The organism is Burkholderia anthina, assembly GCF_001547525.1.
Classification (GTDB): Bacteria; Pseudomonadota; Gammaproteobacteria; order Burkholderiales; family Burkholderiaceae; genus Burkholderia; species Burkholderia semiarida.
Map to the genome: position 1 here is coordinate 2007605 of NZ_CM003768.1, position 24735 is coordinate 2032339.

The 24735-nt window shown below is 66.8% G+C and carries 23 protein-coding genes and 1 tRNA gene; 4 read left to right on the forward strand and 20 right to left on the reverse strand.

The window, feature by feature from the left end:
* The 18 genes from WS64_RS09260 to cysS form a co-directional block, all read right to left on the reverse strand.
* Complete coding sequence (locus tag WS64_RS09260) at positions 1-1188, reverse strand: beta-ketoacyl-[acyl-carrier-protein] synthase family protein (protein ID WP_060966930.1); 1188 nt, start codon at positions 1186-1188, stop codon at positions 1-3.
* On the reverse strand, positions 1185-3593 hold the full coding sequence (locus WS64_RS09265) for an MMPL family transporter (RefSeq protein ID WP_060966303.1): 2409 nt from the start codon (positions 3591-3593) through the stop codon (positions 1185-1187). Before WS64_RS09265 ends, WS64_RS09260 begins: the two co-directional genes overlap by 4 nt.
* Positions 3593-4183 carry a LolA family protein gene (locus WS64_RS09270; RefSeq protein WP_432206246.1) on the reverse strand — a complete coding sequence of 197 codons (591 nt, stop codon included), beginning with the start codon at positions 4181-4183 and terminating at the stop codon, positions 3593-3595. Before WS64_RS09270 ends, WS64_RS09265 begins: the two co-directional genes overlap by 1 nt.
* Positions 4184-4248: 65 nt before the next feature.
* Entirely contained in the window at positions 4249-4677 is a 429-nt protein-coding gene (locus tag WS64_RS09275; protein WP_060966931.1) for an acyl-CoA thioesterase, read from the reverse strand.
* Entirely contained in the window at positions 4674-6284 is a 1611-nt protein-coding gene (locus WS64_RS09280) for an HAL/PAL/TAL family ammonia-lyase (protein ID WP_060966932.1), read from the reverse strand. Before WS64_RS09280 ends, WS64_RS09275 begins: the two co-directional genes overlap by 4 nt.
* Positions 6271-7977, reverse strand: a complete 1707-nt coding sequence (locus WS64_RS09285) for a glycosyltransferase family 2 protein (RefSeq protein ID WP_060966305.1) — start codon at positions 7975-7977, stop codon at positions 6271-6273. The genes WS64_RS09280 and WS64_RS09285 overlap by 14 nt, the downstream gene beginning before the upstream one ends.
* On the reverse strand, positions 7977-9665 hold the full coding sequence (locus WS64_RS09290; RefSeq protein WP_060966306.1) for an AMP-binding protein: 1689 nt from the start codon (positions 9663-9665) through the stop codon (positions 7977-7979). Before WS64_RS09290 ends, WS64_RS09285 begins: the two co-directional genes overlap by 1 nt.
* A complete protein-coding gene (locus tag WS64_RS09295) occupies positions 9662-10282 on the reverse strand; it encodes a COG4648 family protein (protein ID WP_208606853.1) in 621 nt (206 codons plus the stop codon). Before WS64_RS09295 ends, WS64_RS09290 begins: the two co-directional genes overlap by 4 nt.
* Before the next feature lie 17 nt (positions 10283-10299).
* Complete coding sequence (locus WS64_RS09300; RefSeq protein WP_060966307.1) at positions 10300-10548, reverse strand: acyl carrier protein; 249 nt, start codon at positions 10546-10548, stop codon at positions 10300-10302.
* A complete protein-coding gene (locus WS64_RS09305; RefSeq protein ID WP_060966308.1) occupies positions 10545-10850 on the reverse strand; it encodes a phosphopantetheine-binding protein in 306 nt (101 codons plus the stop codon). The genes WS64_RS09300 and WS64_RS09305 overlap by 4 nt, the downstream gene beginning before the upstream one ends.
* Entirely contained in the window at positions 10825-11619 is a 795-nt protein-coding gene (locus WS64_RS09310; RefSeq protein ID WP_060966309.1) for a lysophospholipid acyltransferase family protein, read from the reverse strand. The genes WS64_RS09305 and WS64_RS09310 overlap by 26 nt, the downstream gene beginning before the upstream one ends.
* Positions 11603-12298, reverse strand: a complete 696-nt coding sequence (locus WS64_RS09315; protein ID WP_060966310.1) for a beta-ketoacyl synthase chain length factor — start codon at positions 12296-12298, stop codon at positions 11603-11605. The genes WS64_RS09310 and WS64_RS09315 overlap by 17 nt, the downstream gene beginning before the upstream one ends.
* A gap of 723 nt (positions 12299-13021) precedes the next feature.
* Positions 13022-13115, reverse strand: a tRNA-Ser gene (locus WS64_RS09320).
* 110 nt (positions 13116-13225) lie between these two features.
* Positions 13226-14479: an aspartate kinase gene (locus WS64_RS09325; protein ID WP_012492698.1), complete on the reverse strand. Its 1254-nt coding sequence runs from the start codon at positions 14477-14479 to the stop codon at positions 13226-13228.
* Between the two features lie 342 nt (positions 14480-14821).
* Positions 14822-16243 carry a tRNA lysidine(34) synthetase TilS gene (gene tilS / locus WS64_RS09330; RefSeq protein ID WP_060966311.1) on the reverse strand — a complete coding sequence of 474 codons (1422 nt, stop codon included), beginning with the start codon at positions 16241-16243 and terminating at the stop codon, positions 14822-14824.
* A gap of 46 nt (positions 16244-16289) precedes the next feature.
* The gene (locus WS64_RS09335; protein ID WP_006401892.1) at positions 16290-17261 is read right to left on the reverse strand and encodes an acetyl-CoA carboxylase carboxyltransferase subunit alpha; all 972 of its coding nucleotides are present in this window, start codon (positions 17259-17261) and stop codon (positions 16290-16292) included.
* Between the two features lie 103 nt (positions 17262-17364).
* A complete protein-coding gene (locus tag WS64_RS09340; protein WP_060966312.1) occupies positions 17365-18192 on the reverse strand; it encodes a DNA-3-methyladenine glycosylase family protein in 828 nt (275 codons plus the stop codon).
* A 43-nt stretch (positions 18193-18235) separates the two neighbouring features.
* Positions 18236-19633, reverse strand: coding sequence for a cysteine--tRNA ligase (cysS, locus tag WS64_RS09345; protein ID WP_060966313.1), 1398 nt, complete (start codon positions 19631-19633; stop codon positions 18236-18238).
* Positions 19634-19867: 234 nt separating this feature from the next.
* Between cysS and WS64_RS09350 the strand changes: the two genes are divergently transcribed.
* From WS64_RS09350 to WS64_RS09365, 4 genes are all read left to right on the forward strand, one after another.
* On the forward strand, positions 19868-20590 hold the full coding sequence (locus tag WS64_RS09350) for a tetratricopeptide repeat protein (protein WP_081103802.1): 723 nt from the start codon (positions 19868-19870) through the stop codon (positions 20588-20590).
* A gap of 39 nt (positions 20591-20629) precedes the next feature.
* Complete coding sequence (locus WS64_RS09355) at positions 20630-21205, forward strand: peptidylprolyl isomerase (RefSeq protein ID WP_059583382.1); 576 nt, start codon at positions 20630-20632, stop codon at positions 21203-21205.
* Positions 21206-21293: 88 nt separating this feature from the next.
* Positions 21294-21785, forward strand: coding sequence for a peptidylprolyl isomerase (locus WS64_RS09360; RefSeq protein WP_006483987.1), 492 nt, complete (start codon positions 21294-21296; stop codon positions 21783-21785).
* Between the two features lie 27 nt (positions 21786-21812).
* Positions 21813-22613, forward strand: a complete 801-nt coding sequence (locus WS64_RS09365) for a UDP-2,3-diacylglucosamine diphosphatase (protein WP_060966315.1) — start codon at positions 21813-21815, stop codon at positions 22611-22613.
* 50 nt (positions 22614-22663) lie between these two features.
* Here the strand turns inward: WS64_RS09365 and cysE are convergent, their stop codons facing one another.
* Positions 22664-23437 (reverse strand): serine O-acetyltransferase, encoded by a 774-nt coding sequence (cysE, locus tag WS64_RS09370; protein WP_059583378.1) that lies wholly within the window; start codon positions 23435-23437, stop codon positions 22664-22666.
* Between the two features lie 284 nt (positions 23438-23721).
* Positions 23722-24546, reverse strand: a complete 825-nt coding sequence (locus tag WS64_RS09375; protein ID WP_060966316.1) for an RNA methyltransferase — start codon at positions 24544-24546, stop codon at positions 23722-23724.
* Positions 24547-24735 lie beyond the last annotated feature (189 nt).

Genomic DNA, 24735 nt, shown 5'->3' on the forward strand with positions numbered 1-24735 from the left:
TCAGGTTCCCAGAATCAGGCTGGCATTGCTGCCGCCGAAAGCGAACGAATTACTCATCACGTAACGTCCGGTTGCATCGCCGGCGAGACGGCGCTCGCTGTCGACAAGGTCGAGTGCCGGCAGCGCCGGATCGTGCTCGCCGTCCCAGACGTGCGCCGGCAGCGCGATCCCGCCAGCCAGCGTCAGCCAGCCGAATCCGAGCTCGGTCGCGCCTGCCGCGCCGAGCATGTGGCCCGTCAGCGGCTTGGTCCCGCTTACCGGCACGCCGTGCGGAAACACGCGAGCGGTTACGTTCGCTTCCATCTCGTCGTTCAGCCGCGTCGCCGTCGCATGCAGGTTCACGTAACCGATCGCGGACGCAGCCACACCCGCGTCCGCCAGCGCGGCGCGCAACGCGTCCTCGGCGCCGTAACCCGCCGGATCCGGCGCCGAGATGTGATGCGCGTCGCTCGACTCGCCGACGCCGGCCAGGCGAACCGCCGCTTCGTCGCGGCTCATCACGAATAGCGCGGCGCCTTCGCCGATATTGATACCGCACCGGTTCCGGCTCATCGGATTGGTCCGGCCCGGGCTGACCGATTCAAGCGATGCGAAACCCTGCAACGTCAACTCGCACAGCGAATCCGCACCGCCGACGACGACCGCATCGCACAGCTTCAGCCGCAGCAGGCGGCGCGCGGCCGCGAACGCCTTCGCGCTCGACGTGCAGGCCGTCGACAGCGTATAGGCCGGCCCGCTGACACCGAGCACGGCCCGCACGAACGGCGCCGCCGTGCCGATTTCCATCTGTCGATAGTCGAATCCGGCGGGTGTCGCGCCGGTCGCGGCACGCGCGGCAAACGCCTGTTCCGCGGCCTGAATACCGGACGTACTCGTGCCGATCACGACCCCGACCCGGCGCGGACCATGGCGCTCGATCGCGGCGTCGATCGCTGATTCGATCTGCGCGAGCGCGGCGAGCAACAGCCGGTTGTTCCGGCAGTCGAAATGCGCGAGCGCGTCAGGCGGCGCGATGTCGAGCGCAGACCGTACTTGCCCGACCCAGCCGCCGGCGGGAACGTCGGTACGCGGCGCCATGCCCGCTGCGACGCCCGCGCGCAATGCGTCGACGATCGCTTCGGTCGTGGCGCCAAGCGCGTTGATCATGCCGGGCGCGGACAGGTAGACCGGCGTCTGTTTCGAATTCATGCGCGACACTCCTTCGCGGATGGCGTGGCGAGCGGTGCGAACAGCACGGAAAATACGATGCCCATCGCGAGCGTCGTGCCGAAGCTGCGTAGCGCGGGCATCGCGCTCGCGCCGAGCATGCCGAACGACAGCAACGTCGTGGCCGCCGACAGCAGCACGCCGGTCCACACGGCGCCGATCCCGGCCTGGTCGCGCAGGCATCCTTCGCGGAGGAACACGGCGTAATTGGCGCCCACGCCGAGCACCAGCATCAGTGCAAGCCAGTTGAACAGCGTGAGCGGCGCCCGCGCATAGCCGAACGCAGCCAGCGTCAACGCGATGGCGAACACGACCGGCAACGTCGTCGCGATGCCGCCGCGCACGCCGTATCGCCACATCAGCAGGGCGGCGACCACGACCAATGCGCCGATCAACCACAGGCCGCTGTCGACACGATATGCGCCGAACAGATTCGACACGCTCGCGGCCTTGTCGACCCACGATACGCCCGGCAGCGTGCGCGCGAGGCCCGCGAACGTCACCGCGTTCGTCGCGTCGACCCGTTCCGGAATCGCCAGTGCGGCATCGACAGGACCGGCGCCACCGTCCACGCGCCCGAGCCATAGATGCCGGAACGGCGCCGACCAGCGTGCCGCCAGCCAGCTGTCGACCGACAGCGTCGCCCGAGCATCGCGGAAAAATGCCTGAATCCATGCGTCGGCAACGTCGTCGCGGAAACCCGCTTTCGCGAGCGTCTCGCGCAGCGCAGCGACATCGGCAAACACGCGCGTGTCGAGCACGGTGCGGTTATGTGCTTGTTGCTTCGCCGACGGCACGAACGTCGCGATCGACTGGATGCGGCCAAGCTGCTGCCGATCGAGCGCCCGAACCAGCGCCTCCGAGCGCTCGAGTACCTCTTCCTGCGACGCACCCTGGATGACGAAGAACTGTGCCGTATTCGCCAGTCCGACCGCCGCCCGGATATTGGCTTCCTGCCGAGCGAGACTCGCATCGCGCTGAACCAGCAGATGAATGTCGTCATCGCTCTTCAAGCGCGCCCAACCCGGAATCGCGACCAGCGCAACGAGCACCGCGGCAGCCACGGCGCGCCGGCCCGCGAGCAACGACTGCCATCCGCCCAGCAGGCGCGCGGCGCCCGAGAAAAGCCGGGACGGCACGCGCCGCGGCGCCTGCGTCAGCATGAGCGGCAGGAAGCCGGTCACGGCGGCGAATGCACAGACGATCCCGACGATCGCAAAGCACGCGATCTGCTTGAGCGCCGGGAACGGCACCCACATCAGGATCGCGTAACCGAGCAGGCTCGTCGCCAGCGCCACCGCGAGCGCCGGCCGCACCGCCGCCGCGCCGCGCCGCGCTTCCCACTGCCGCCCTGCGGACAGGTACGCGACGAAATACTGGATCGAATAATCGACGGCCTCGCCGATCAGGCTCACGCCGAACACCAGCGTCAGCAGGTGCAGCTTGCCGAATACGAGCAGCGTCGCCGCCAGCGCGCAGACGATGCCGAACGCCGTCGACGCAAATGCGAGCACCAGCAGACGCGGCGAACGGAATACGCCCATCAGCAGCAGCGCGATGCCCGCCAGCGACACGGCGCCGATCACGTGCACGTCGCGCTCCGCGCTGGCGCGTGCGGCTTCCGCATAAAACACCGCGCCGGCCCGGTCGACGCGAACGCCGCGAAAATCCGTCGCCAGCGCTCGCTCAGCATCCGCCGTCGCGACACGAACCGCGTGCTGGACCTTGGATTCATAGGCCGAGCCCGGCAGCGACGTCATCACGAGCACGCCGGTTTCCGCATCGCGATGGGACACCAGCATGCCGTCTTCGAGCGACAGATTCGATGTGCCGAGCGGCAGTTCGCCGAGCCAGTGCTGCAGCCAGCCGAACGGATCGTCGGCCACGGAGGTCTGCAGACCCTCTCCCGGCGGCGCATAGAGCCGCCGGGCCAGCCGTTCGCCGAGCGCGGCGTCGCCTTGTTCGAGGGACCGGCGATCCGCGTCCGTGAGCAGGCCAAAACGGGCCGGCAGGTAGGTGGCCGCGATCTGCGACAGGTCGAACGGCGGCACCTCGACAGTCACCGAACGAAATGCGCCGCTCGCGCCGAGCCGCGCGCCAAACTGCTTCGCGGCGGCCTTCGCTCGGGCAGCGTCCCGGTCAGTCACCAGGTAGACGGTGCGATTGCCGAGCGCATCGCCCAGCATGTCGACGGCGCGTTCGGCAACCGGGTTCGCCTCGGTGGCCGGCAGCAATGCGAGCAGGTTCGTCTGCAGCGGCGCCGGCCCGCTGAATCGCCACAGGATGATCGCGACGGCCGCCAGCGTGACGAGCAGCCACGCGACGCACTGCACGCGCCGCCGGGCTCGTTCTTCCGCCACGCCGATCACGTCGCGCGCCGGGTTCATCAACGCGCCTCCAGCCACGCGCGCTCGGCAGGCGTGGGCGCATCGACCGGCGTCGTCCGCCCGAACTCGAGCACGGTCACGTTGCCGTTCGCGAACGTCATGTCGAGCCGGCCGAGATAGGCGCCGCCGCGCATTTCGAGCGTGCGGATCGCCTGGGCGAGCTGCGGCTGATTCGGTCGCAGGACCATTCGCCAGCGCTCCGGCGTGCCGCTCGCATCGACGTCGAATTGCGCGTACAGCGCGGACAGGTCGCCGCCCAGCATGTCGCGCATCATGCGCGACACCTGTGCGACGCCACGGCCGCCACCACCGGACGCGACGAGGCGCCCGTCCGCGCCCACCTCGCGCACGCCGCCGTCGGTGATCACATAAGTGGCCTTGTAGGGCGTCTCGATTCGCCAGATGACGCCCGACCTGCGATCGAACAACATCGATCCGGTGCTGACGAGCGGCTGCTTCATCGCGGACAGCGTCTGGGTCTGCCGAAAATCCGCGCGTATCGCGCCGACCCGCGCCAGCCGCATCGCGATGTCGGACACGAGCGCGGCATTTTCCGGCCGGGTCGCGACGGCCGGCGCCGGGGCGGCCATCGCGTCACCGCCGGCGAGCGCCGCGCATGTGCCGAACACCGCCAACAGTCGTCTCCAATGCGGATTCAGGCCCATTGCGCATGCACCCTTTCGATCAAGGCCGGCGGCGCCACGAACTGAAGTTCGCGTGTCGTCGCATCGACAGCCAGTTGCACCGTATATCCCTTCGTCAAACGCTCGCCGGAGGCCGCGTCGACGATTTCGTAACCGATCTTCAGCCGGTTCTCGAATTCGAGCAGCGTCGCACGTACATCGAGCTGCTGGCTGTAATGGGCCGGGCGAACGTACTTCAGATGTGCCTCCACGACCGGCCACATGTAGCCCGACGCCAGCATTGCCGGATAGTCGTAGTCGATCATGCGCAGCAATGCCGCGCGGCTGCTTTCGAAGTACTTCAGGTAATGACCGTGCCAGCAGACGTTCATCGCGTCGACATCGTGAAACAGGACCTCGACGCGAGCCGTCGCGGTCAGCGGCGGACGAGATGCGTTCATGCCGCCTCCCCGCGCCATGCGTCGCCGGATACTTCGCCGATCGGCTCGCAGGCCGCAAGGCGCGCCGTCAGCGCACGCAGCTCCGCTTCGAGCGGCCGATCCTCGACCACCAGCGGCGACTGGCGGCCAACGTCGTCGATGAACGCGCGCAGAGCGGGCGAAAGCTGTGTCCCGGGGGCGTCACGCAGACGCAGTCGGGCGGCCTGCACGGTCGCGAGCACGTGTGCCGCGGCAACCTGTTCGGTCAGGGCCAGCACGCGCAGGCAATCGCGCGCGGCGATCGTCCCCATGCTGACCTTGTCCTGGTTGTGCGACTCGGTCGAACGCGAGAACACGCTCGCCGGCATCGTGTGCTTCAGCGCCTCCGCCGTCCACGCGGAAGACGAGATCTGCACGGCCTTGAACCCGTGGTTGATCGCCGCGCGCTCCGGAGCAGCGCCCGTCAGATTGCGCGGCAATCCGTTGCTGAACTTGTCGTCGACCAGCAGCGCAAGCTGGCGATCCATCAGATCCGCGAGGTTCGCCACCGCGGTCTTCAGCGCATCCATCGCGAACGCGATATGGCCGCCGTAGAAATTACCACCGTGCAGGACGCATCCTTCGTCCGGATCGATCAGCGGATTGTCGTTCGCACTGTTCAGTTCGTTCTCGATGTCACGGCGCATCCACGACAACGCGTCGCGCGCCACGCCGATCACGTGCGGCGCGCACCGCACCGAATAGCGATCCTGCAGACGGCGTCCGGGCAGTTCGTCGCGCCCGGCCAGGTCGGCGCGTATCCACGCGGCCGCCTCCGCCTGCCCCGCATGCGGTTTCGCGTCGAACAATCGTGCATCGAAGTGCCCCGCCCGCCCGTCGAGCGCGACGGTCGTCAATGCGGTCAGGCGGGCCGCCATCCGCGTGAGGTGATCGGCACGTGCGAAAGCAAGACAGGCCAGTCCGGTCATGACGGCCGTGCCGTTCATCAAGGCCAGTCCTTCTTTCGGTGCAAGCGACAGCGGCGCGCGACCGATCGTGTCCCATGCGTCGCGCGCGTCCCGTTCGTCGCCATCGAACGATACGGTGCGCTCGCCGACCAGCGCCGCCGCGACATAGGACAGCGGTGTCAGGTCGCCGCTGGCGCCAACCGAGCCTTCCGACGGAATGCGCGGCAGAATCCGGTGATTCACCATATCGGTCAGCCGTTCGAGCAACATGAAGCGCACGCCCGAGTAGCCGAAGGCGAGCGAATTGAGCCGAGCGACGATGATGGCAAGCGTTTGCGTCGCGTCGAACCAGTCCCCCATCCCGCACCCGTGATAGCGCGTCAGTTGCAGCGGCAGCGCTTCGACGAGCGCCGGCGGCACCTCGACCACGCACGCGTCGCCATATCCGGTCGTTACCCCGTAAAGCGTGCCGCCATTCGCGAGATAGTCGCGCAGCCAGGTTGCACCGCGCTCGATCCGTGCGCGCCATTCGTGCGCCGCGTTCAGCGCGACCGGTGCACCGTCGCGGGCGACCGCGACGACGTCCTCGATCGTCAGATGCCGGCCGCCGACCACGACGGCCGGCCGGTTCGCGTCCGCGCCGGCGATCACCGAGGCGTCGTTCATATCATGCTCGGCCACGCGGACCTCCATCGGGCCGCGCCCAGAAATCGAAGAAGTTGAACCATTGATAGGGAGCCTTGCGGCAATAGTGTTCGAGCCGCGCGGCATAGCGCTGCGCCCATTCGGCGACGTGGCCCGCGCGCTCGCGGCGCGGCAACTCGATCCGGTCGGCGAACGGTTCGAAATAGAGCCGGTAGCCGCGCGCCTCCTTCAGGCAAAAGAACAGGTAGACCGGGCAGCCGAGCGCGTGCGCGAGGATGTACGGGCCCTGCGCGAACGGAGCCATCGCGTCGAGGAAACAGGCGTCGACCGTCTTGCCGGAATCTCGCGGCGGCACGCGGTCGCCGACGATCACCAGCAGTTCGCCCGCGTCGATACGCGACTGCATCATCATCGCCGTATCCGGCCCGAAGTCCGATACTTCGACGAGTTGCTTGCCGAATTCCCGGTTCGCGCCGGCTAGCACGCCGGTAAAACGCTTCGCATGCTCGGTGTAGACGATCGCCGTCACCTTCGTGTGCGCGTCGCGCAGCGCAAGCGCCCGGGTCATCTCCAGGTTGCCCAGGTGCGCGCCGATCACGAGCGCGCCGCGCCCGCTCGCGGCGAGCGTATCGAACGCGGACGAATCGTCGAAGCGCACGTCGAGTTCGTCGAGACGGCCGGACCATGCGACGAACTTGTCGAATCCCGCCTGCGCGAAGGCAAGCATGTGCCGGTACGCACTGCGCCATCCCGGCTTCGGCACGTCCGCCGCTCGCGCGTCGCGCAGGCGCGCGATATAGGCATGCGACGCGGTGCGCGCCGTGCGATTCGTCAGCACGAAATAACCGACGATCGGATGCAGCCAAAGCGACGTGAAGCCTTTGCCGAACCAGCGGCAACTGAGGGCCAGCAACGCCATGCCGATACGGCTGCCGCGTTCCGGCAGGCGCCACCATGCGCGCGTGCGCGCCGCCGGCGATGCGCCGCGCCGCCCGACGAGCCGACGCGTCAGCAGCATCGGTGCGCGCCCAAGCATCCCGGCGACGAGCCGCGCATGACTCATGCTGATGCGCACGTTGTCACGCCAGACGTCGAAATGCGATACGCCGTCGGCCGGGTAGACGACGCGCGTCGGGATCGTCCTGAACGTCAGCCCGCGCCAGTGCAACCGGACCAGGATTTCGCTATCGAAAGCCATTCGGGTCGGCATCGATACCGTGTCGATCAGTTCGCAGACGGCATCGACCGGATAAAGCCGAAACCCGCACATCGCATCGGGGATATCGAGCGACAGCGTTTCGATCCATACCCACGCGTGCGTGAGGTAGCGGCCATACAGACGCGCCTTCGGCACGCTGTCGTCGAAACGCGGCCGGCCCAGAATCACGGCGTCCGGCGCGGCCTGCGCAGCCGCGACGAACTTCGGCACGTCAGCGGCATCGTGCTGGCCGTCGGCGTCGATCTGAATCGCGTGCCGATAGCCGCGGGCGCGCGCGGCGCGCAATCCTTCCATGACCGCCGCGCCCTTTCCGGCGTTGGCGGGCAACCGCAACAGCGTCACGGACGGTGCATATTGCGCGGCCAGCGCGGCCAGCGCCTGTTGCGTCGGCGCGTCGCTGCCGTCGTCGACCACCAAGATCGGCAAGCCGTGCACGGCCAGGCGCGCCAGCGTGCCGCCGATCGCTTCGCGATGGTTGTAGATCGGAATGACGATGCAGGTGTCGCTCATCACTTCGCCGCGCCGTAGACCAACACGCCCGACGTGCACTCCCGCCCGCCGCAGCGAAACGCGAAGCGTGCACATCCGCGTACGGGGTCGTGCGCGATACGCAACGCCAGCACCGCACCCGGCGGCACCGGCGCCTTGAATTTCAGGTGTTCGATGGAACGGATTGCGCGCGCGGCCGGCATCTCGCGGCCGGCAAGGCGTGCGGCCCAGTCGATTTGCACGACACCCGGCAGGATCGGCAGCCCCGGAAAATGCCCTTCGAAATGGGCGAGCGCGGCCGGCACGCGCAGTTCGTAATGCAGCGCGTCGTCGCTGCGCCACGAAGCGAGCAATTCGAAGCCCTCCGGCGTGGCCGTGAATGCGGCCGCCAGCGCGGCTGCCGGCAATTTGCCGCGTGCATCGAACGGCATCGCGTGCGGGAATCGCCAGTAGCGCGGCAATGCGGCCGCATCGAAGTACGCGCCGAGCGCATGCCGCAAGATCGTGGCAACGGCAAGTCGCCCCTCGCTCGCCAGCACGCCGCGCCCCGCCGCGGTCAATACTGCGACGACGCCGACGTGCGCGCGCGTCGTGCCGTCGACCACCACGGCCGCCGCCTGCTCGACGTAGGCGTGCGCATGCAGCCGCGCCTCGAGTTCGGGCAGCGAAACACGCTTGCCGTCGAGCTTGACGACGCGATCACGCCGCCCCGCCAGTGCGAAGCGGCCGTGCGCGTCGAAGCGAGCGGTGTCGTCGGTGCGGTGCCAGTGGTCGTGACCGAGATGGGCGGAGCGCACGCACAGCGCGCCGTCGTCATCGCAACGCACGTCGACGCCCGTCAGCGGCTGCCACGCGGACGAGACATCCTGACGCCGCCACGCGATGCCGCCGGTTTCGGTGCTGCCGAAGATCTCGAGCGGCGCGGCGCCGAACGCGTTCGAATAGGCCATCGCCGCATCGGCCGACAGCGGGCCGCCCGACGAGAAGAACGCGCATGGCGCCGGTGCCTGCATCGGGAAGCCCGGCAACGCCGGCCAGCGCATCAGTTGCGACGGCGTGGAAACCACGACACCGCCGCCGTATTCGGCGAGCCGCTGCTGCAGTTGCAGCGGTTCGAGCACCGGCATCCGGTCAAACGCACGGCCCGCTGCCAGCGGCCATAGAATCCTGAAGAGCAGTCCGTAGATGTGGTGATGCGGCACGCTCGACAGCGTCACGGCCGCCCCGATACGGCTGCCCCACTCGCGTTGCAGCGTGCGTACTTCGGCGTCGAGTTGCGCGAGCGACTTCCGCACCGGTTTCGCGGTGCCGCTGCTGCCCGATGTATAAAGCGTCACCGCAGCGGCGGCGTCGATCGGGCGGGTGGCGATAGCCGATTCGCCCGCCGTGTCGCGCTCGGATGCGGCCAATGCCGGCGCATCCAGCACCAAGTCGTATGCATGAGCCAGATCGCCGAGGTAGCCCGGCGCGTTGCTCGCCGGAATCACGATTTCCGCGTGCGCGGCCGCGACCGCGAAAAATGCGCACGCGAACGCATACGGATCATCCGTGCTGATCGCGACCCGGCGCGCGCCGCGCGCCTCCACCATCCGCGCGATGGCGTCCACGCGGGCACGCAGATTCCCCAATGTCAGCCGCGCGGCGCCGTCGCGACAGACGGCCACGCCGCTATCTACTTCAGCACACAGCATCTCGTGCAGCGCGATCATGCGACACCCGCCCGTTTCCGCGTCGGCACGACGACGAACCTGCGCCACAGCCACTCGCCCGCGAGCAGCATCCCGATCAGCACGTACGCGATCAGCCCGTTGTAGAGCGCCCATGATTCACGGCTCCAGTACAGCGCCGTATAAACCGAAAAGCCGCCGTTGACGATGAAGAACGCGCACCACACCTGGGTAACGCGCCGCGCATACCGGACGATTGCCGGGCCGGGCTCGGGATAGGTCAGCCGTGCGAATTTTTCGATCATTGTCGGACCGTGCCGCAGGGTCGCGCCGAACGCGACCAACAAGCCGGCACTCACGCATGCGGGATAAAGATGAAGGAGTCGTTCGCTATCGGTCATGGCAATCGCGACCGACAACGCGGTCAACGCACCGGCCACGCACCAGTCGAGCGTCGTGAGCCGTTTGAGCGCCTTCGCCAGCGGGCCCCTGCCGATCGTGCGCTGCAGCCACAGCAACGCAACCAGCAGGCAACCGACGTAACGCGGCGACATGCATTGCCACGCAAACAGGATGACGAGCGGATAAGCCACGACCAGCGCCACCCTGGCAACGACCGCTGCCCAGCGCGGCAAGACCGTGCCTGTAGCCGCCCGCATGCCCGTCACCGCTATCGTCACGCGCGCGCGAGCAGCGCGTGAACGGCGGCAACGACATCACCGACCGTCCGTACCGACTTGAACTCTTCGGGCTTGATGCGCTTGCCCGTCATTTCCTGAAGCTTGATGGCCAGATCGACTGCGTCGATGCTGTCCAGGTCGAGTTCCTCGAACAGGTGCGTATCGGGCGTCACGTTATCGGGCTCGATCGCGAAATTCTCATGAAAGATCGCGCGGATGCGCTCCAGGATTTCAGCGTCGGTCACGAGTGCCCCCCTTTTTCCAGCACGGCTTCTTGCGATGCGTGATGAGACTGCTGATCGGCAATGAAGGCCGCCAGCGTGTTGATCGACCGGAAATGTGCCTTCGTGCGCTCGTCATTCGCGGCGATCGTCAGTTGAAACTTCTTGCGCAGCATGATGCCGACTTCGAGTGCATCAACGGAATCGAGCCCGATCCCGTCGGTCGAGAATAGCGGCGCGTCGTCATCGATTTCGTCGACCGTCATGTCGCTAAGGTCGAGCATCTCGATCAGAAGCTGCTTAATTTGCAGTTTTAAAGTATCCATGCTGAAACAGGCGTTGAGTAATGTGCACTTCCACCTCGCGGGCAATGCTGCGAGCGGCAATCGACGGCGGCGTCACGCCCGGCGCCAGCCGGTTCGGATCCATCGGCTCCAGCACGTCGATGCGCATGCGAAACGCGCGAGACGGCACGTGATACCAGCGAAGCGTCTTGGTAAATACTGGCGGATCGCAATCGATCAGAACCGGCAGGATCCGACTGCGCGACTGCAGCGCCATATGCGCGAAGCCGCGCGAAAAAGCATGCAAGCGATCGCCACCCGGGCTGCGCGTCCCTTCCGGGAAGATGATCATCGTGTAGCCTGCCGCCAGTTGCCTCGCTCCGGCCTCGACGAGATCGGCGGCATCTGCATTGCTCACGTACTCCGCTGCACGGACGATGCCCCAGAAACAGGGGTTGCCCCAGTGGCCGCGCTTGACGACGCAGCATGCCTTCGGCGTCAGAGACAGCAGCACCATGACGTCGAGCCAGGTCGGGTGATTCGCGACAACGATTGCCGGGCCACCTTTTGCAAGACGCTCAACGCCGCTCAACTCGAGCCTCATCACGCCGATACGCTGCAGCAATACGACCAGCGCGCGGAAGAAATAATGGATAACAAGTGTCACGCCGCGCTGGCGCGAGCGCCGGTGTGGCCATAGCCAGCCGACGACGATTGTCAGCAACGAGAACACCGATCCGCACAGCACGAAAAAAACCAGGCTCGCACCAGTCGCGAACAGACGCCAGCCGTAGTCAAGCCGCGCGATCATGCCAGCTCCATCGCCAGGATGCGTGTTGACCGCGCCACGACGCCGTCGTGCGCGCCGACAGGCAACGCAGCACCGCCGCGCTTTGCGTACCGGCCGCGTCGCCGGTAACCCCCGCATCGCTCGGGCCGTCGGCCGCCACTTCACAGATCAGATGACCGGCCGGCTCGCCGGCACCGAGCAGAATCGCCAGCCCCACGCTCTCCGCGTCGTCATCGACATCGCCGTAGACGGGATCGGCCGGCTCGTGCGCATAGACGAGCAACACCGGCGATGCCGGCGACGTTTCGTATTGGGAATAAGCTTCGAGCAGCGCGTAACCGAGCGTTTCGTGCCCGGCCGCGACCGCGGTCGCGGCGGATCGGTCACGTCGGGCGATGCCAAATATACCTGTAACGGCATTGAGGACCGAGAGGCTGAAGGCCGTCGGCGAGACAGGTTCCGCAGCACCAATGGAGGCGAGAATGCCGGTGGTACGCACCAGTTCGCCGTGACGCGATGCGAATACCACACGCACCGGATTTTCCGTCCCGGCGCAATCGTACGCCACCTGAAGCGCGAGACGCGACAGCCGGCTCAAGCGGCGTCGCACCATCGGATCGAGGGCTTCGACGCCCGGCACCCCCGCGGTCGAAATCGACGTCCATCTGGCGATTGGCATGGTCCAATGCAAATCGGCCATTTTTTGTTCTCTTTGAGGTTACTTCGCTGAGGGCAATTTTTCTATTGTGCTGCTCACCACCGCGCTGACACACCCCGCTTTCGCCGAGCGCGCCGCCGTGTATATCGGCCTCAACGGATGAGACATCGACTTATGGGCTCCCGAGCCACATATGCCCGACAAGACAAGAAATCACGTCAGTAAGCAATAATACGATCGCACTGCCGACTACCTTAACCTGGCTGGCGCATCGTGTTTCGGCGAGACTGTAGCAGGACCGTAGCGCAAAATCAACGCGAGGACGCCTGAGCACGAAGGCATTTGATACCGTTTGTCAATTGTAATGAGACCCTCGATCCGAGGTCCCCAGAACGATCTGAAGGGCACGTTGGCAGTTGAAGAAGGATCAGTGAACGCTCTACAGCAATCCGTTGTATCGACCGGTTGGTTCCGCAATCAGGTCGGCCGTTCCTTTCACATGGAGCGGCAGATAGCTGTCCAACCGCAGCTGTTTGCCATCACCCGGCGAGTGCCTGCTTCCGAGGCGCCAAGCGCAAACAACTCCCGATATATCGTCGTGCCCTGACGCCAGCGCTTGAGCTGCGCCCGCCCGCAGTTGCGCTTCGCTTCATTCGCTGCGATCAACTCATGGCGAGACTTTCACTCGCAGGAGTTCGCCCATGCTGGGCGCACAAAGAAAAAGCCCCGCAAGTCCGAGAACTTGCGGGGCTTTGTCACCGCTTTTGGCGGAGACGGAGGGATTCGAACCCTCGATCCAGGTTTTGGCCCAGATGCTCCCTTAGCAGGGGAGTGCCTTCGACCTCTCGGCCACGTCTCCCAAACTTTCGCTCGCACCAGGGAGGCAGTGCGACGAGAACGAGATAATATAGGGTTTCGAACCGTACGTCAAATTCCGTGATGCATTTTCTTCAATGCATCACGAAAAATTCACGATGCCTGGTCGAGTTCGAAAGCCTTGTGCAGCGCGCGGACGGCCAGCTCCATGTATTTCTCGTCGATCAGCACCGAGATCTTGATTTCGGACGTCGAGATCATTTGGATGTTGATGCCCTCTTCCGACAGCGTGCGGAACATCTTGCTCGCGACGCCCACGTGCGAACGCATGCCGACGCCGACGACCGACACCTTCGACACCTTCGGATCGCCCTGCACGCGCTCGGCGCTCACATGGCCCTGCACCTGGTTGGTGAGGATGTCCATCGCCTTCTGGTAGTCGCCGCGACCGACCGTGAACGTGAAGTCGGTTTTGCCTTCGACGCTCTGGTTCTGGATGATCATGTCGACGTCGACGTTCGCATCGGCCACCGGGCCGAGGATCTGATATGCGATGCCCGGCTTGTCGGGCACGCCCATCACCGCAATGCGTGCTTCGTCGCGCTGGAACGCGATGCCGGAAATGACTGCCTTTTCCATGGTCTCGTCTTCTTCAAAAGTAATCAGGGTGCCCGAGCGCATTTCTTCGTCGAGCGCAATCAGCGGATCGGTCAGGCTCGACAGCACACGCGTCTTCACCTGGTATTTGCCGGCGAATTCGACCGAGCGGATCTGCAGGACCTTCGAGCCGAGGCTGGCCATTTCCAGCATCTCCTCGAACGTCACGCGGTCGAGGCGGCGCGCCTCTTCGACGACACGCGGATCGGTCGTGTAGACGCCGTCGACGTCGGTATAGATCAGACACTCTTCGGCACCGAGCGCAGCCGCCACCGCCACCGCCGACGTGTCCGAGCCGCCACGGCCCAGCGTCGTGATGTGACCGTCCGGATCGACGCCCTGGAAGCCCGTGATGATCACGACCTTGCCCGCGTTCAGGTCGTCCTTCACGCGCTCGTCGTCGATCGAGTGGATGCGCGCTTTCGTAAACGCGCTGTCGGTCTTGATCGGCACTTGCCAGCCGGCATAGCTCACGGCCTCGACACCGATTTCCTGCAGCGCGATCGACAGCAGGCCGACGCTGACCTGCTCGCCGGTCGACGCGATCATGTCGAGCTCACGCGGGCTCGGCTGGCTCGAAATCTCTTTCGCAAGACCGAGCAGACGGTTGGTTTCGCCGGACATCGCCGAAGGCACGACCACCATCTGGTGCCCGGCCTGATGCCATTTTGCGACGCGTTTCGCGACGTTCTTGATGCGCTCGACCGAGCCCATCGAAGTGCCGCCGTATTTGTGTACGATGAGTGCCATTGTCGTTCTGAACTGGAGGAGAAGCCGCACGGGCGCGCTGGGCAGGCCGCATAGCCGTTCGGTCACGCGGCTTGTGGCTGTGGACGGACGACAAGGGGGACGGCTGGGACGCAACACGCAAGCGTGACGGATTTTGCCCGGAAGGCCGATCAGGCCGCGCAAACCGGGTACGTCACGCGGAAAACCTGCACAAAACGCTCAAAAATCGAGCCGGGCAAACGACCGAGCGTACCCGATAGAAGCCCGCTTGACAAGCCGCGCGCCGTGGCGGCGGCCGTTCCGGCGCTGTTTACCAAATGGTGAAAATGGGCGCGCCATCGCGCCGCCGGAAGCGTGCCGCCGTTACGCGATCAGCAGGTCGGGACGCCACTCGATCCGGCGCCATGCGGCGGCGCCGGGCGCCGCCCCGTCAGGCATGCCGATGTCGCGATTGACACCCAGCCGCGGCACGTAGATCAGCCGGTCGCCTGCGAACAGCAGCGGCACGTCGCGTTGCCAGGCCGGCACCCCGCGCTCCTGGAACAGGTTCTTCAGCGTTCGGCCCGGCCCGCCCGGCGACGTACGCATCCGTTCGCCACCGGCCCGGGCGCGCGCCGCCAGCCGCGCACCGCGCAGCAGCTCCTCCGGCACCGCGTCGGCGCTGCCCGCGTCGGCGGGCGCAAACACGAACGTGCCGCGCCATCCCGGCAGGTGCCACACCTGCTGTCCGTCCCATGCGAGCGCCGCCTCCGGTTGCGGCGTACCCGTACCGTCGTCGGCCGGTTCGCTGCTGTCGCCGGCTTCCCAGTAGACGACATCGCGATAGAGCCGCAGGCACTGCCCCGCGTGATCGACGCGCAGCGCATGCGCGTCGTGCGCCGCGCGCAGTTGTCGCATCATGTTGGCGAGCCGGGCGGCCGACGCGCCCGGCAAACCGAGCCGGCGCATCCAGAAGCGCAGCAGGTTCGCGCCGCGCGTGTCGTCGAATCCGATCAGCGCGTCGCGCGACAGCGCCTGCCCGTCATCGCGCGCGGCGACGGCGAAATCCAGCTCGGCCAGATCGTCGAGCAGCCGCTGAGCCGCCGCCGCGTGCTGCGCCGCGCGACCGAGCGCATCGCGAAAGCCCGGGAAATGCACGGCCAGCGCCGGCAGCACGTCGACGCGCAGCGCATTGCGTGCATAGCGCGTGTCGCCGTTCGATTCGTCGTCGATCCACGCGAGCGCGTGCTGCTCCGCATAGCGCTCGAGTTGTGCGCGCAACAGTCGCAGCAACGGGCGCACGCGCTCGATGCTCACGCCGTCGGGGCGATAACGCGGCGCCATCGCGGCAAGCCCCGCGATTCCCGCACCGCGCAACAGTTGCAGCAGCACGGTCTCGGCCTGGTCGTCCGCATGTTGCGCGAGCCACAGCGCCGCCACGCCGTGGCGTTCGCCCATCGCGTCGAGCGCCGCGTAGCGACGCTCGCGCGCCGTCGCCTCGATACCGAGCCCGCTGTCGCGCGGCACGTCGACGCGCATCGATTCGAATGCGACGCCGAGCCGCGCCGCCTCCGCTTCGGCATGCGCGACCCATGCGTCGGCATTCGCGCTCAGGCCGTGATGCACGTGCAACGCGACGCAGCGCGATGCGCCCGCGACGCGCACGGCCGCATCGAGCAGCACCGTCGAATCGAGGCCGCCGCTGTAGGCGATCGCGATGCGCGCATCCGGCGGCAGGCCGGAAAGCGCAACGCCGACCGCGTCGAGGACGACACGGTCGGCGGAGAATTCGGTGGGCGGGATCACGAGCGGGACGCGCGCGCCGCGGCGCGCGCATTGAATACACGGCCGGTCATGCGCCCGGCGTGGTTTCCTTGAACTTGCCGTAGGCCATCAGGCGCTCGAAGCGGCGCTCGCGCAGCGCATCGATGCTCATGCCCTGGAACTGGCGCAGCGAATCGGCCAGCGCGCGGCGCAGCAGCGCGGCCATGCCCTTCGGATCGCGATGCGCGCCGCCGAGCGGCTCGTTGATGATCTTGTCGATCAGGCCGAGCGCCTTCAGGCGGTGCGCGGTCAGGCCCAGCGCTTCCGCGGCTTCCGGCGCCTTCGCGGCGCTCTTCCACAGGATCGACGCACAGCCTTCCGGCGAGATCACCGAGTAGGTCGAGAACTGCAGCATCATCACGGTATCGGCCACGGCGATCGCCAGCGCGCCGCCCGAACCGCCCTCGCCGATCACCGTCGTGATGATCGGCGTCTTCAGCTCGGCCATCACGTACAGGTTGCGACCGATCGCCTCCGACTGGCCGCGCTCTTCCGCGCCGATGCCCGGGTACGCGCCCGGCGTGTCGACGAACGTGAAGATCGGCAGCCCGAACTTCTCGGCCAGACGCATCAGGCGCTCGGCCTTCCGATAGCCTTCCGGACGCGGCATCCCGAAGTTGCGCGCGGCGCGCTCCTTCGTGTCGCGGCCCTTCTGGTGACCGATCACCATGCACGGATGGCCGCCGAAGCGCGCGAGACCGCCGACGATCGACAGGTCGTCCGCGAACGCGCGGTCGCCATGCAGTTCGTGAAAATCGGTAAACAATTCCGCGACGTAATCGAGCGTGTACGGACGCTGCGGGTGCCGCGCGATCTGCGAAACCTGCCACGGCGTCAGATTCGCGTAGAGGTCCTTCGTCAGTTGCTGGCTTTTCTTCGACAGCCGCTCGATTTCTTCCGAAATATCGACAGCCGAGTCGTCCTGCACGAATCGCAGCTCTTCGATCTTGGCCTCGAGTTCGGCGATCGGCTGTTCGAAATCCAGAAACGTGGTCTTCATGTGTTCGAATCCTTGGGTCTTGCGGCAGCGCGTATTCTACCCGCGCGGGCGGCGCGCAAAACCGGCTCTCAACTATTGATGTTCAAAATTCGATAGCCTGCACTCAGGCGTCGGCGTCGGGCGCATCGAGGCTGCGCCACATGTACCAGGTCGCGACGGTACGCCACGGCTCCCAGTTGGCCGCGACCTCGCGCGCCTCGCTGCGCGTGACGGGTTCGCCGCTGAAGTAATTGACGCTGATCGCACGGATCAGGCCCGGGTCGTCGAACGGCAGCACGTCCGGCCGCGACAGGTTGAAGATCAGGAACATCTCGGCGGTCCAGCGACTGATGCCGCGGATCTGCGTGAGTTCCGCGATCACGTCCTCGTCGTCCATCGACGTCCATTTGTCGACGTGCAGCGCCCCCGACACGAAATGCTGCGCAAGATCGAGGATGTATTCCGTCTTGCGCTTCGACAGCCCGCACGCGATCAGCTTGTCCGCGCCGAGCCGGATCACCGGTTGCGGCGCGAGCTTCGGGCAGGCGTCCTCGATGCGCGCCCACAGCGACTGCGCGGACGGCACCGAAATCTGCTGGCCGACGACCGAGCGCGCGAGCGTGACGAACGGGTCGCCGCGTTTCACGAGATGCGCGGGACCAAACTTCGGAATCAGCTTCTTCAGGATCCGGTCGCGCTTGACGAGGTCCGCGCATGCCTTGTCCCAATAGGCGGGACGCACGACGACCTCCTCGCCCTCCGCTTCGGACGCACGTGTCTTGCGGGCCGCGTCGGCGGCCGGCGGCGCGGCCGCCGGCTGCGCATGACCGTTCAGCGCGCCGTTCGGCACGGCGCGCGTCGCGTCCGCCTTCGCCGCCGGTACGCGCTTGGCTGCCGGACGCGCGGCGACCGGGGTCGCGCGCCTGACCGGCGCTTTTCTGGCCGTTGCCATCTTGCCTCCTACCTGACGGATCGGTCAGTGGAACGCACCGCGCTCATACGCGACGCCATTCGGTCGATCCGCCCGGTTTGTCTTCAAGTGCGATGCCGGCTTCGAGCAATTCCGCCCGGATCCGGTCCGCTTCGGCATAGTCCTTCGCTTGCTTCGCCGCGACGCGCGCGGCGATCTTCGCTTCGATCTCGTCGGCCGCGAGCCCGCCCGCCTGCGCGGCGCCGGACGCCTGCTGCAGGAACGCGCGCGGTTCGCGGCCCAGCAGGCCGAGCAGGCCCGCCAGCTGTTTCAGTTGCCGTGCGAGCGACGCGTCGCGCGTGCGGTTGACTTCACCCGCCAGCTCGAACAGCGTCGCCACCGCGACCGGCGTGTTGAAATCGTCGTTCATCGCGGCCGCGAAACGCTGTGCGTGCGGCTCGTTCCAGTCGAGCGCGAGCGTGTCGGGCTCGACGTCCTTCAGCGCGGTGTACAGACGCGTGAGCGATGCGCGTGCATCGTCGAGATGCACGTCGCTGTAATTGAGCGGCGAACGGTAATGCGTGCGCACGATGAAGAAGCGCATGACTTCCGCGTCGTAACGCTCGAGCACTTCCCGGATCGTGAAGAAGTTGCCGAGCGATTTCGACATCTTCTCGTTGTCGACCTGCACGAAGCCGTTGTGCATCCAGTAATTGACGAACGTCTCGCCGGTCGCACCCTCGCTCTGCGCGATCTCGTTCTCGTGGTGCGGGAATTGCAGATCCTGCCCGCCGCCGTGGATGTCGAAATGATTGCCGAGCAGCGAGCAGCCCATCGCCGAGCATTCGATGTGCCAGCCCGGGCGGCCCATCCCGTACTTCGACGCCCACGACGCGCCTTCCGGATCTTCCGGCTTCGCGCGCTTCCACAGCACGAAGTCGAGCGGATCCTGCTTCGCATCGTTCGCGGCGACGCGTTCGCCCGCGCGGAGGTCGTCGAGCGACTTGCCCGACAGCTTCCCGTAGCTCGCGAACTTGCGCACCGAGTAATTGACGTCGCCGTCGGCCGCCTGATACGCGTAGCCGTTCGTCTCGAGCGTCTCGATCATGCCCAGCATCTGCGAGATGAACTGCGTCGCGCGCGGCTCGATGTCGGGCCGCTGGATGCCGAGCGCGGCTTCATCCTCGTGCATCGCGCCGATGAAGCGGTCGGTCAGCGACTTGATCGTCTCGCCGTTCTCGACCGCGCGGCGGATGATCTTGTCGTCGATGTCGGTGATGTTGCGCACGTACGTGACCCGGTAGCCGATCGCACGCAGCCAGCGCTGGACGAGGTCGAACACGACCAGCATGCGCGCGTGGCCCACGTGACAATAGTCGTAGACGGTGATCCCGCATACGTACATCCGCACTTCGCCGGGCTGGCGCGGCACGAAGACTTGCTTGTCACGCGCGAGCGTGTTGTAGATGCGCAGTGATTCCATAGAGATGAACCGTGAGCCGAAGGAAACCGCCCTGGCGAAGCTCGCCCAGCATGTGAAACGGACGGACCATCTGCTGCGGCGCCGGGCCGCGCGTCCTCGTTATCACATGGGGCGGTCAGGCTGCAAGCACAGCGGTGACGGCCACGAGAGGCTAAGAAAGACTGTCTGCCGCTCGCCGGAACGCGCAGACGTTTTGTTAGAATGGCTCGGAGTATAACATTCCGATTTACGCCTATGAAACCTCATCGCGGCCGCGCGCCGAGCGCTGCGACCCTCGTTGCGACCACCGTCATGGGCGTCGCGCTGACGCTTTTCGCGGCACCCGCGGCGCATGCGCAGAAAGCCCCGGCGGTCGCCGACGGCACGCCCGAAATCGACGCGTCGATCGGCGGCAAGCAGTGGAAGCAGGCGCTCGCGCAGCTCGACGCGCGCATCGCGTCGAACCCGCACGACGTGCAGGCGCAGTTCAAGCGCGGCACCGTGCTGGCCCGCCTGAACCGCGACGACGACGCGATCCAGCAGTTCGTCGCGATCACGCAGGCGTACCCCGAGCTGCCCGAGCCGTACAACAACCTCGCGGCGCTCTACGCGAAGCACGGCCGCTATGACGAAGCGCGCAGCGCGCTCGTCACCGCGACGCAGTCGAACCCGAGCTACACGCTCGCGTACGAGAACCTCGGCGATCTCTACCTGCGCCTCGCGGCCGAATCGTACAAGCGCGCGCAATCGCTCGGCCGCACGAGCGGCGCGACCGCGCAGCGCCTCGCCGATCTGCAGAAGATCGTGTCGCCGTCGAAAGCCGCGCCGAACGCGCGCGCGACGACGCCCGCCACGCGCGACTACACCGAGCGCGCCGCCGCGAACGTGAGCACCACCACGCTGCCGATGTCGCCGACGTTCCAGTTCAGCGGTCCGTCGGGCGCACTGGCGGCGCCGTACGTCGCGCCGTCGCGCTAAGCGGCGCGGCCTTCCTTCCCTCCCAACCTGAGGATCGCAATGAAACGTCTGTTGCTGGCGCTTGGCGGCGCCGCCCTTCTCGCGACCGCGCCCGCATTCGCGCAATCGGCCACCGCGCACCCCGTCGTGCAGCTGAAGACCTCGCAGGGCGACATCCGCGTCGAGCTCTACCCGGAGAAGGCGCCGAAGTCCGTCGCCAACTTCCTCGATTACGTGAAGGCCGGCCAGTACAACGGCACGATCTTCCATCGCGTGATCAAGGGCTTCATGATCCAGGGCGGCGGCTACAAGACCAACTTCGAGGAAAAGCCGACCCGCGCGCCGATCCCGCTGGAGAGCCGCAATGGTCTGAAGAACCTGACGGGCACGATCGCGATGGCCCGCACGAGCGATCCGAATTCGGCCACCGCGCAGTTCTTCATCAATACCGTCGACAACGGCGGCCTCGACTACCCGAACCCGGACGGCAACGGCTATGCGGTGTTCGGCAAGGTCGTGTCGGGTCTCGACGTCGTGAAGAAGATCGAAGGCGTGGCGACGACCTCGCGCGGCCCGATGCAGGACGTACCGGCGCAACCGGTCGTGATCGAATCGGCGAGCATCGTCTCGAAGTAAGCACCTGCCGGCACGTCCGGCGCCTCACGCGGCCGCGTCGCACGACCGGCCGCGTGCCATTTAAACTGCCTCACCGAAGGAATTCATCATGGTTGAACTGCACACGAACCACGGCGTGATCAAGCTCGAGCTCGACGCCGCGAAGGCACCGAAGACGGTCGAGAACTTCCTGAACTACGTGAAGAAGGGCCATTACGACGGCACCGTGTTCCATCGCGTGATCAACGGCTTCATGATCCAGGGCGGCGGCTTCGAGCCGGGCCTGAAGCAGAAGCCGACCGACGCGCCGATCGACAACGAGGCGAACAACGGCCTGAAGAACGACAACTACACGATCGCGATGGCGCGCACGAACGATCCGCACTCGGCGACCGCCCAGTTCTTCATCAACGTGAACGACAACGACTTCCTGAACCACTCGTCGCCGACGCCGCAGGGCTGGGGCTACGCGGTGTTCGGCAAGGTCGTCGAAGGCCAGGACGTGGTCGACAAGATCAAGGGCGTCAAGACGGGCAACGCCGGCTTCCATCAGGACGTGCCGACCGACGACGTCGTGATCGAAAAGGCCGTGGTGGTCTGACGCACCCGCCGTTACGGAGGCACTTCGATGTTGCAGGAGAGTCCGCCGCGAAGCGTCTCCGCGGGCGTGCCGGGCGAGCGCGAGTACGCGCAAGCCGCACGCCCGTTCCTGTTTCTGTCCGATCTGCACCTGAGCGAGGCGATTCCGAAGACGGTCGCCGCGTTCGAGCATTTCGTCAAATACACCGCCGACAGCGCCGATTCGGTGTTCATCCTCGGCGACCTGTTCGAATACTGGATCGGCGACGACGTCCTCGATGACGATCCGTTCGCCGCACGCATGGCCGCGCTGATGCACACGTTCTCGGAACGCGGCATCGCGCTCTACGTGATGCACGGCAACCGCGATTTCCTGCTCGGCCGGCGCTTCATGAAGGCCGCCGGCGCGATGCTGCTGCCCGACCCTTCGCTGATCATGGCGTTCGGCCAGCGCATCGTGCTCGCGCACGGCGACGCGCAATGCACGGCCGACCGCGGCTACCAGGTGTTCCGTCGCTTCGCGCGCAACCGCGTCGCGCAATGGCTGTTTCTCGCGTGGCCGTTCCGGTGGCGCCGCGCGCTCGCGCAGCGCATGCGCTCGAGCAGCGAAGCGGGCCGCATGCGCCCTGCGTCGGCCGTGTACGACGTCACGCAAGAAGGCGTGGCCGCGCTGTTCCGGAAGAGCCGCGCGAGCGTGATCATTCACGGCCACACGCACCGCCCCGCGCGCCACGCGGAGCCGGGCGGGATCCGCTGGGTGCTGCCCGACTGGGATCTCGATCACGGCACGCCGCGCGGCGGCTACCTGCGCGTCGACGCGGAAGGCATCCACCCGATGCCGCTCGACTGACGCCGCCGCTGCCGTCGCACTGACGGCAGCGGCGGCGTCGATCGCGTTCGTTACGTCTGGCGTTCGACCGTCTTGCCTTCGAGCACCGCCGACAGCCTGCGCAGGTCGAGGCGCGCCGCGTCGGCGCCCTGCAGCGTTTCCAGATGCGTGCCGAGCCGCTCGAGCGCCGCGACGATCTCGTCGACGCGGCGGCTTTCCTTCGCCGCGTGATCGATCAGACCGTGAATCGCGAGCGACATCGGATCGTCGGCGTTCGGCGTGATCCCGTATGCGCTGAACGCCGCACGCTCGGCCTGCGGCTTCGGCTGCGCCGGCATCACGATGCGCGCCGGGTTGCCCACCGCCGTGCCCCCCGCCGGCACCGGCTTGACGACCACCGCGTTCGAGCCGATCTTCGCGCCCGCGCCGACCGTGAAACCGCCAAGCACCTTCGCGCCGGCACCGACGATCACGCCGGCCTCGAGCGTCGGGTGGCGCTTCGCGCCGCGCGTGAGCGACGTGCCGCCCAACGTCACGCCCTGATAGATCGTGCAGTCGTCGCCGATGATCGCCGTCTCGCCGATCACGACACCCATGCCGTGATCGATGAACACGCGCCGGCCGATCGTCGCGCCGGGATGGATCTCGATTCCGGTCAGGAACCGGCCGGCCTGCGACACGAACCGCGCGAGCCAGTAACGTTTCGCGCGCCAGCATGCGTGCGCGAACCGGTGCAGCACGAGCGCGTGCAGCCCCGGATAACAGGTCAGCACTTCCCACGCACTGCGAGCGGCGGGATCCCGCTCGCGAATCGTTGCAACGTCTTCGCGCAGTCTCGTGAACATGATGTGGTTTGGGAAAAGGCCGGCGCGCATCGCCGGCAATGCCGGCCGTTATCGCGCCGGGTCATTTGCTTATGACGTCCGGCGATTGTAGGGCCAGTCGCGCCCGGCCGCACGCGGCCGCGCGTTCACCCCGCCGTCGGCGCGGGTATTCGACCGGGACGCTTGCCGTGGCGGCGTTTGCAGGGTGTGTCGGTCGGGAGAAATAGAAGCTTCGACGCTTCCGGTGGGTCGAGGCACGGCCTGCCACCGGATTCCCCGCGCCCGGCAATCGGAGCGTCGGCCGCTTACGCGTCGCCGCCCGGCTGGCCCGACTTCAGCAGGATGTGCTTCGCGATGCCGCGCAGGATATTGACCTCCTCGCGCTCGAGGCCGGTGCGCGCGAACAGGCGCCGCAGCCGCGGCATCAGCTTCTTCGGATTGCGCGGATCGAGGAAGTCGAGCGCGATCAATGCGTTTTCGAGGTGCACGTACATCCGCTCGATCTCGTCGCTCTGCGCGAGCGTGCCGGCTTCGGCCGGCGGCTGCGCCGACGGCTCGCTCGCCTGTTCGAGAAACGCGACGCGCAACTCGTATGCGAGCACCTGCACGGCCTGCGCGAGGTTCAGCGAACTGTAGGCAGGGTTGGCCGGAATATGCGCGAGCGCGCTGCACTGGTCGACATGCTCGTTCGCGAGACCGGTGCGCTCGTTGCCGAACACGAGCGCGATGTCGCCCGCGCCGACCTGCGCGCTCGCCTGCGCGGCGGCCGCGCGCGGTGCAAGACGCGGCGGCCCGTATTCGCGCGTGCGCGCGGTCAGCGCGATCGACCAGTGAACGCCGGACAGCGCTTCGCCGAGCGTCGGCACGACATGCGCGGACGCAAGGACGTCGTCCGCGCCGCTGGCCATCGCGATCGCGTCGGGGTCGCGCTGCACGTGCGGCACGCGCGGCGCGACCAGCACGAGGCGCGAGAAGCCCATCGTCTTCAGCGCGCGGGCAGCCGCCCCGACGTTGCCGGGATGGCTCGGCTCGACGAGCACGAAGCGGGTGGACGTGAAGCCGCCGGACGGCGGCGCGGACGAGGCCGCGCCCGATTCGGACGGCGCGGCGGTGTTCTGCGGGGTTTCCACTACGATACGACTCGGTTCATCAGAATGGCCGTATGGTATCGCCATCGCCCGCGCAAACCCACTCGTCCAGACGGCCAGTGGGGGTTTCCCCGCATGCCGGTCGCCTGAAACCGCCGAAAATCGGGTAAAATCATGCCTTTACGCGTTGCGCTCGGCGCAGCGCGGGTCGTACCCCGCTCTTTGTCAATT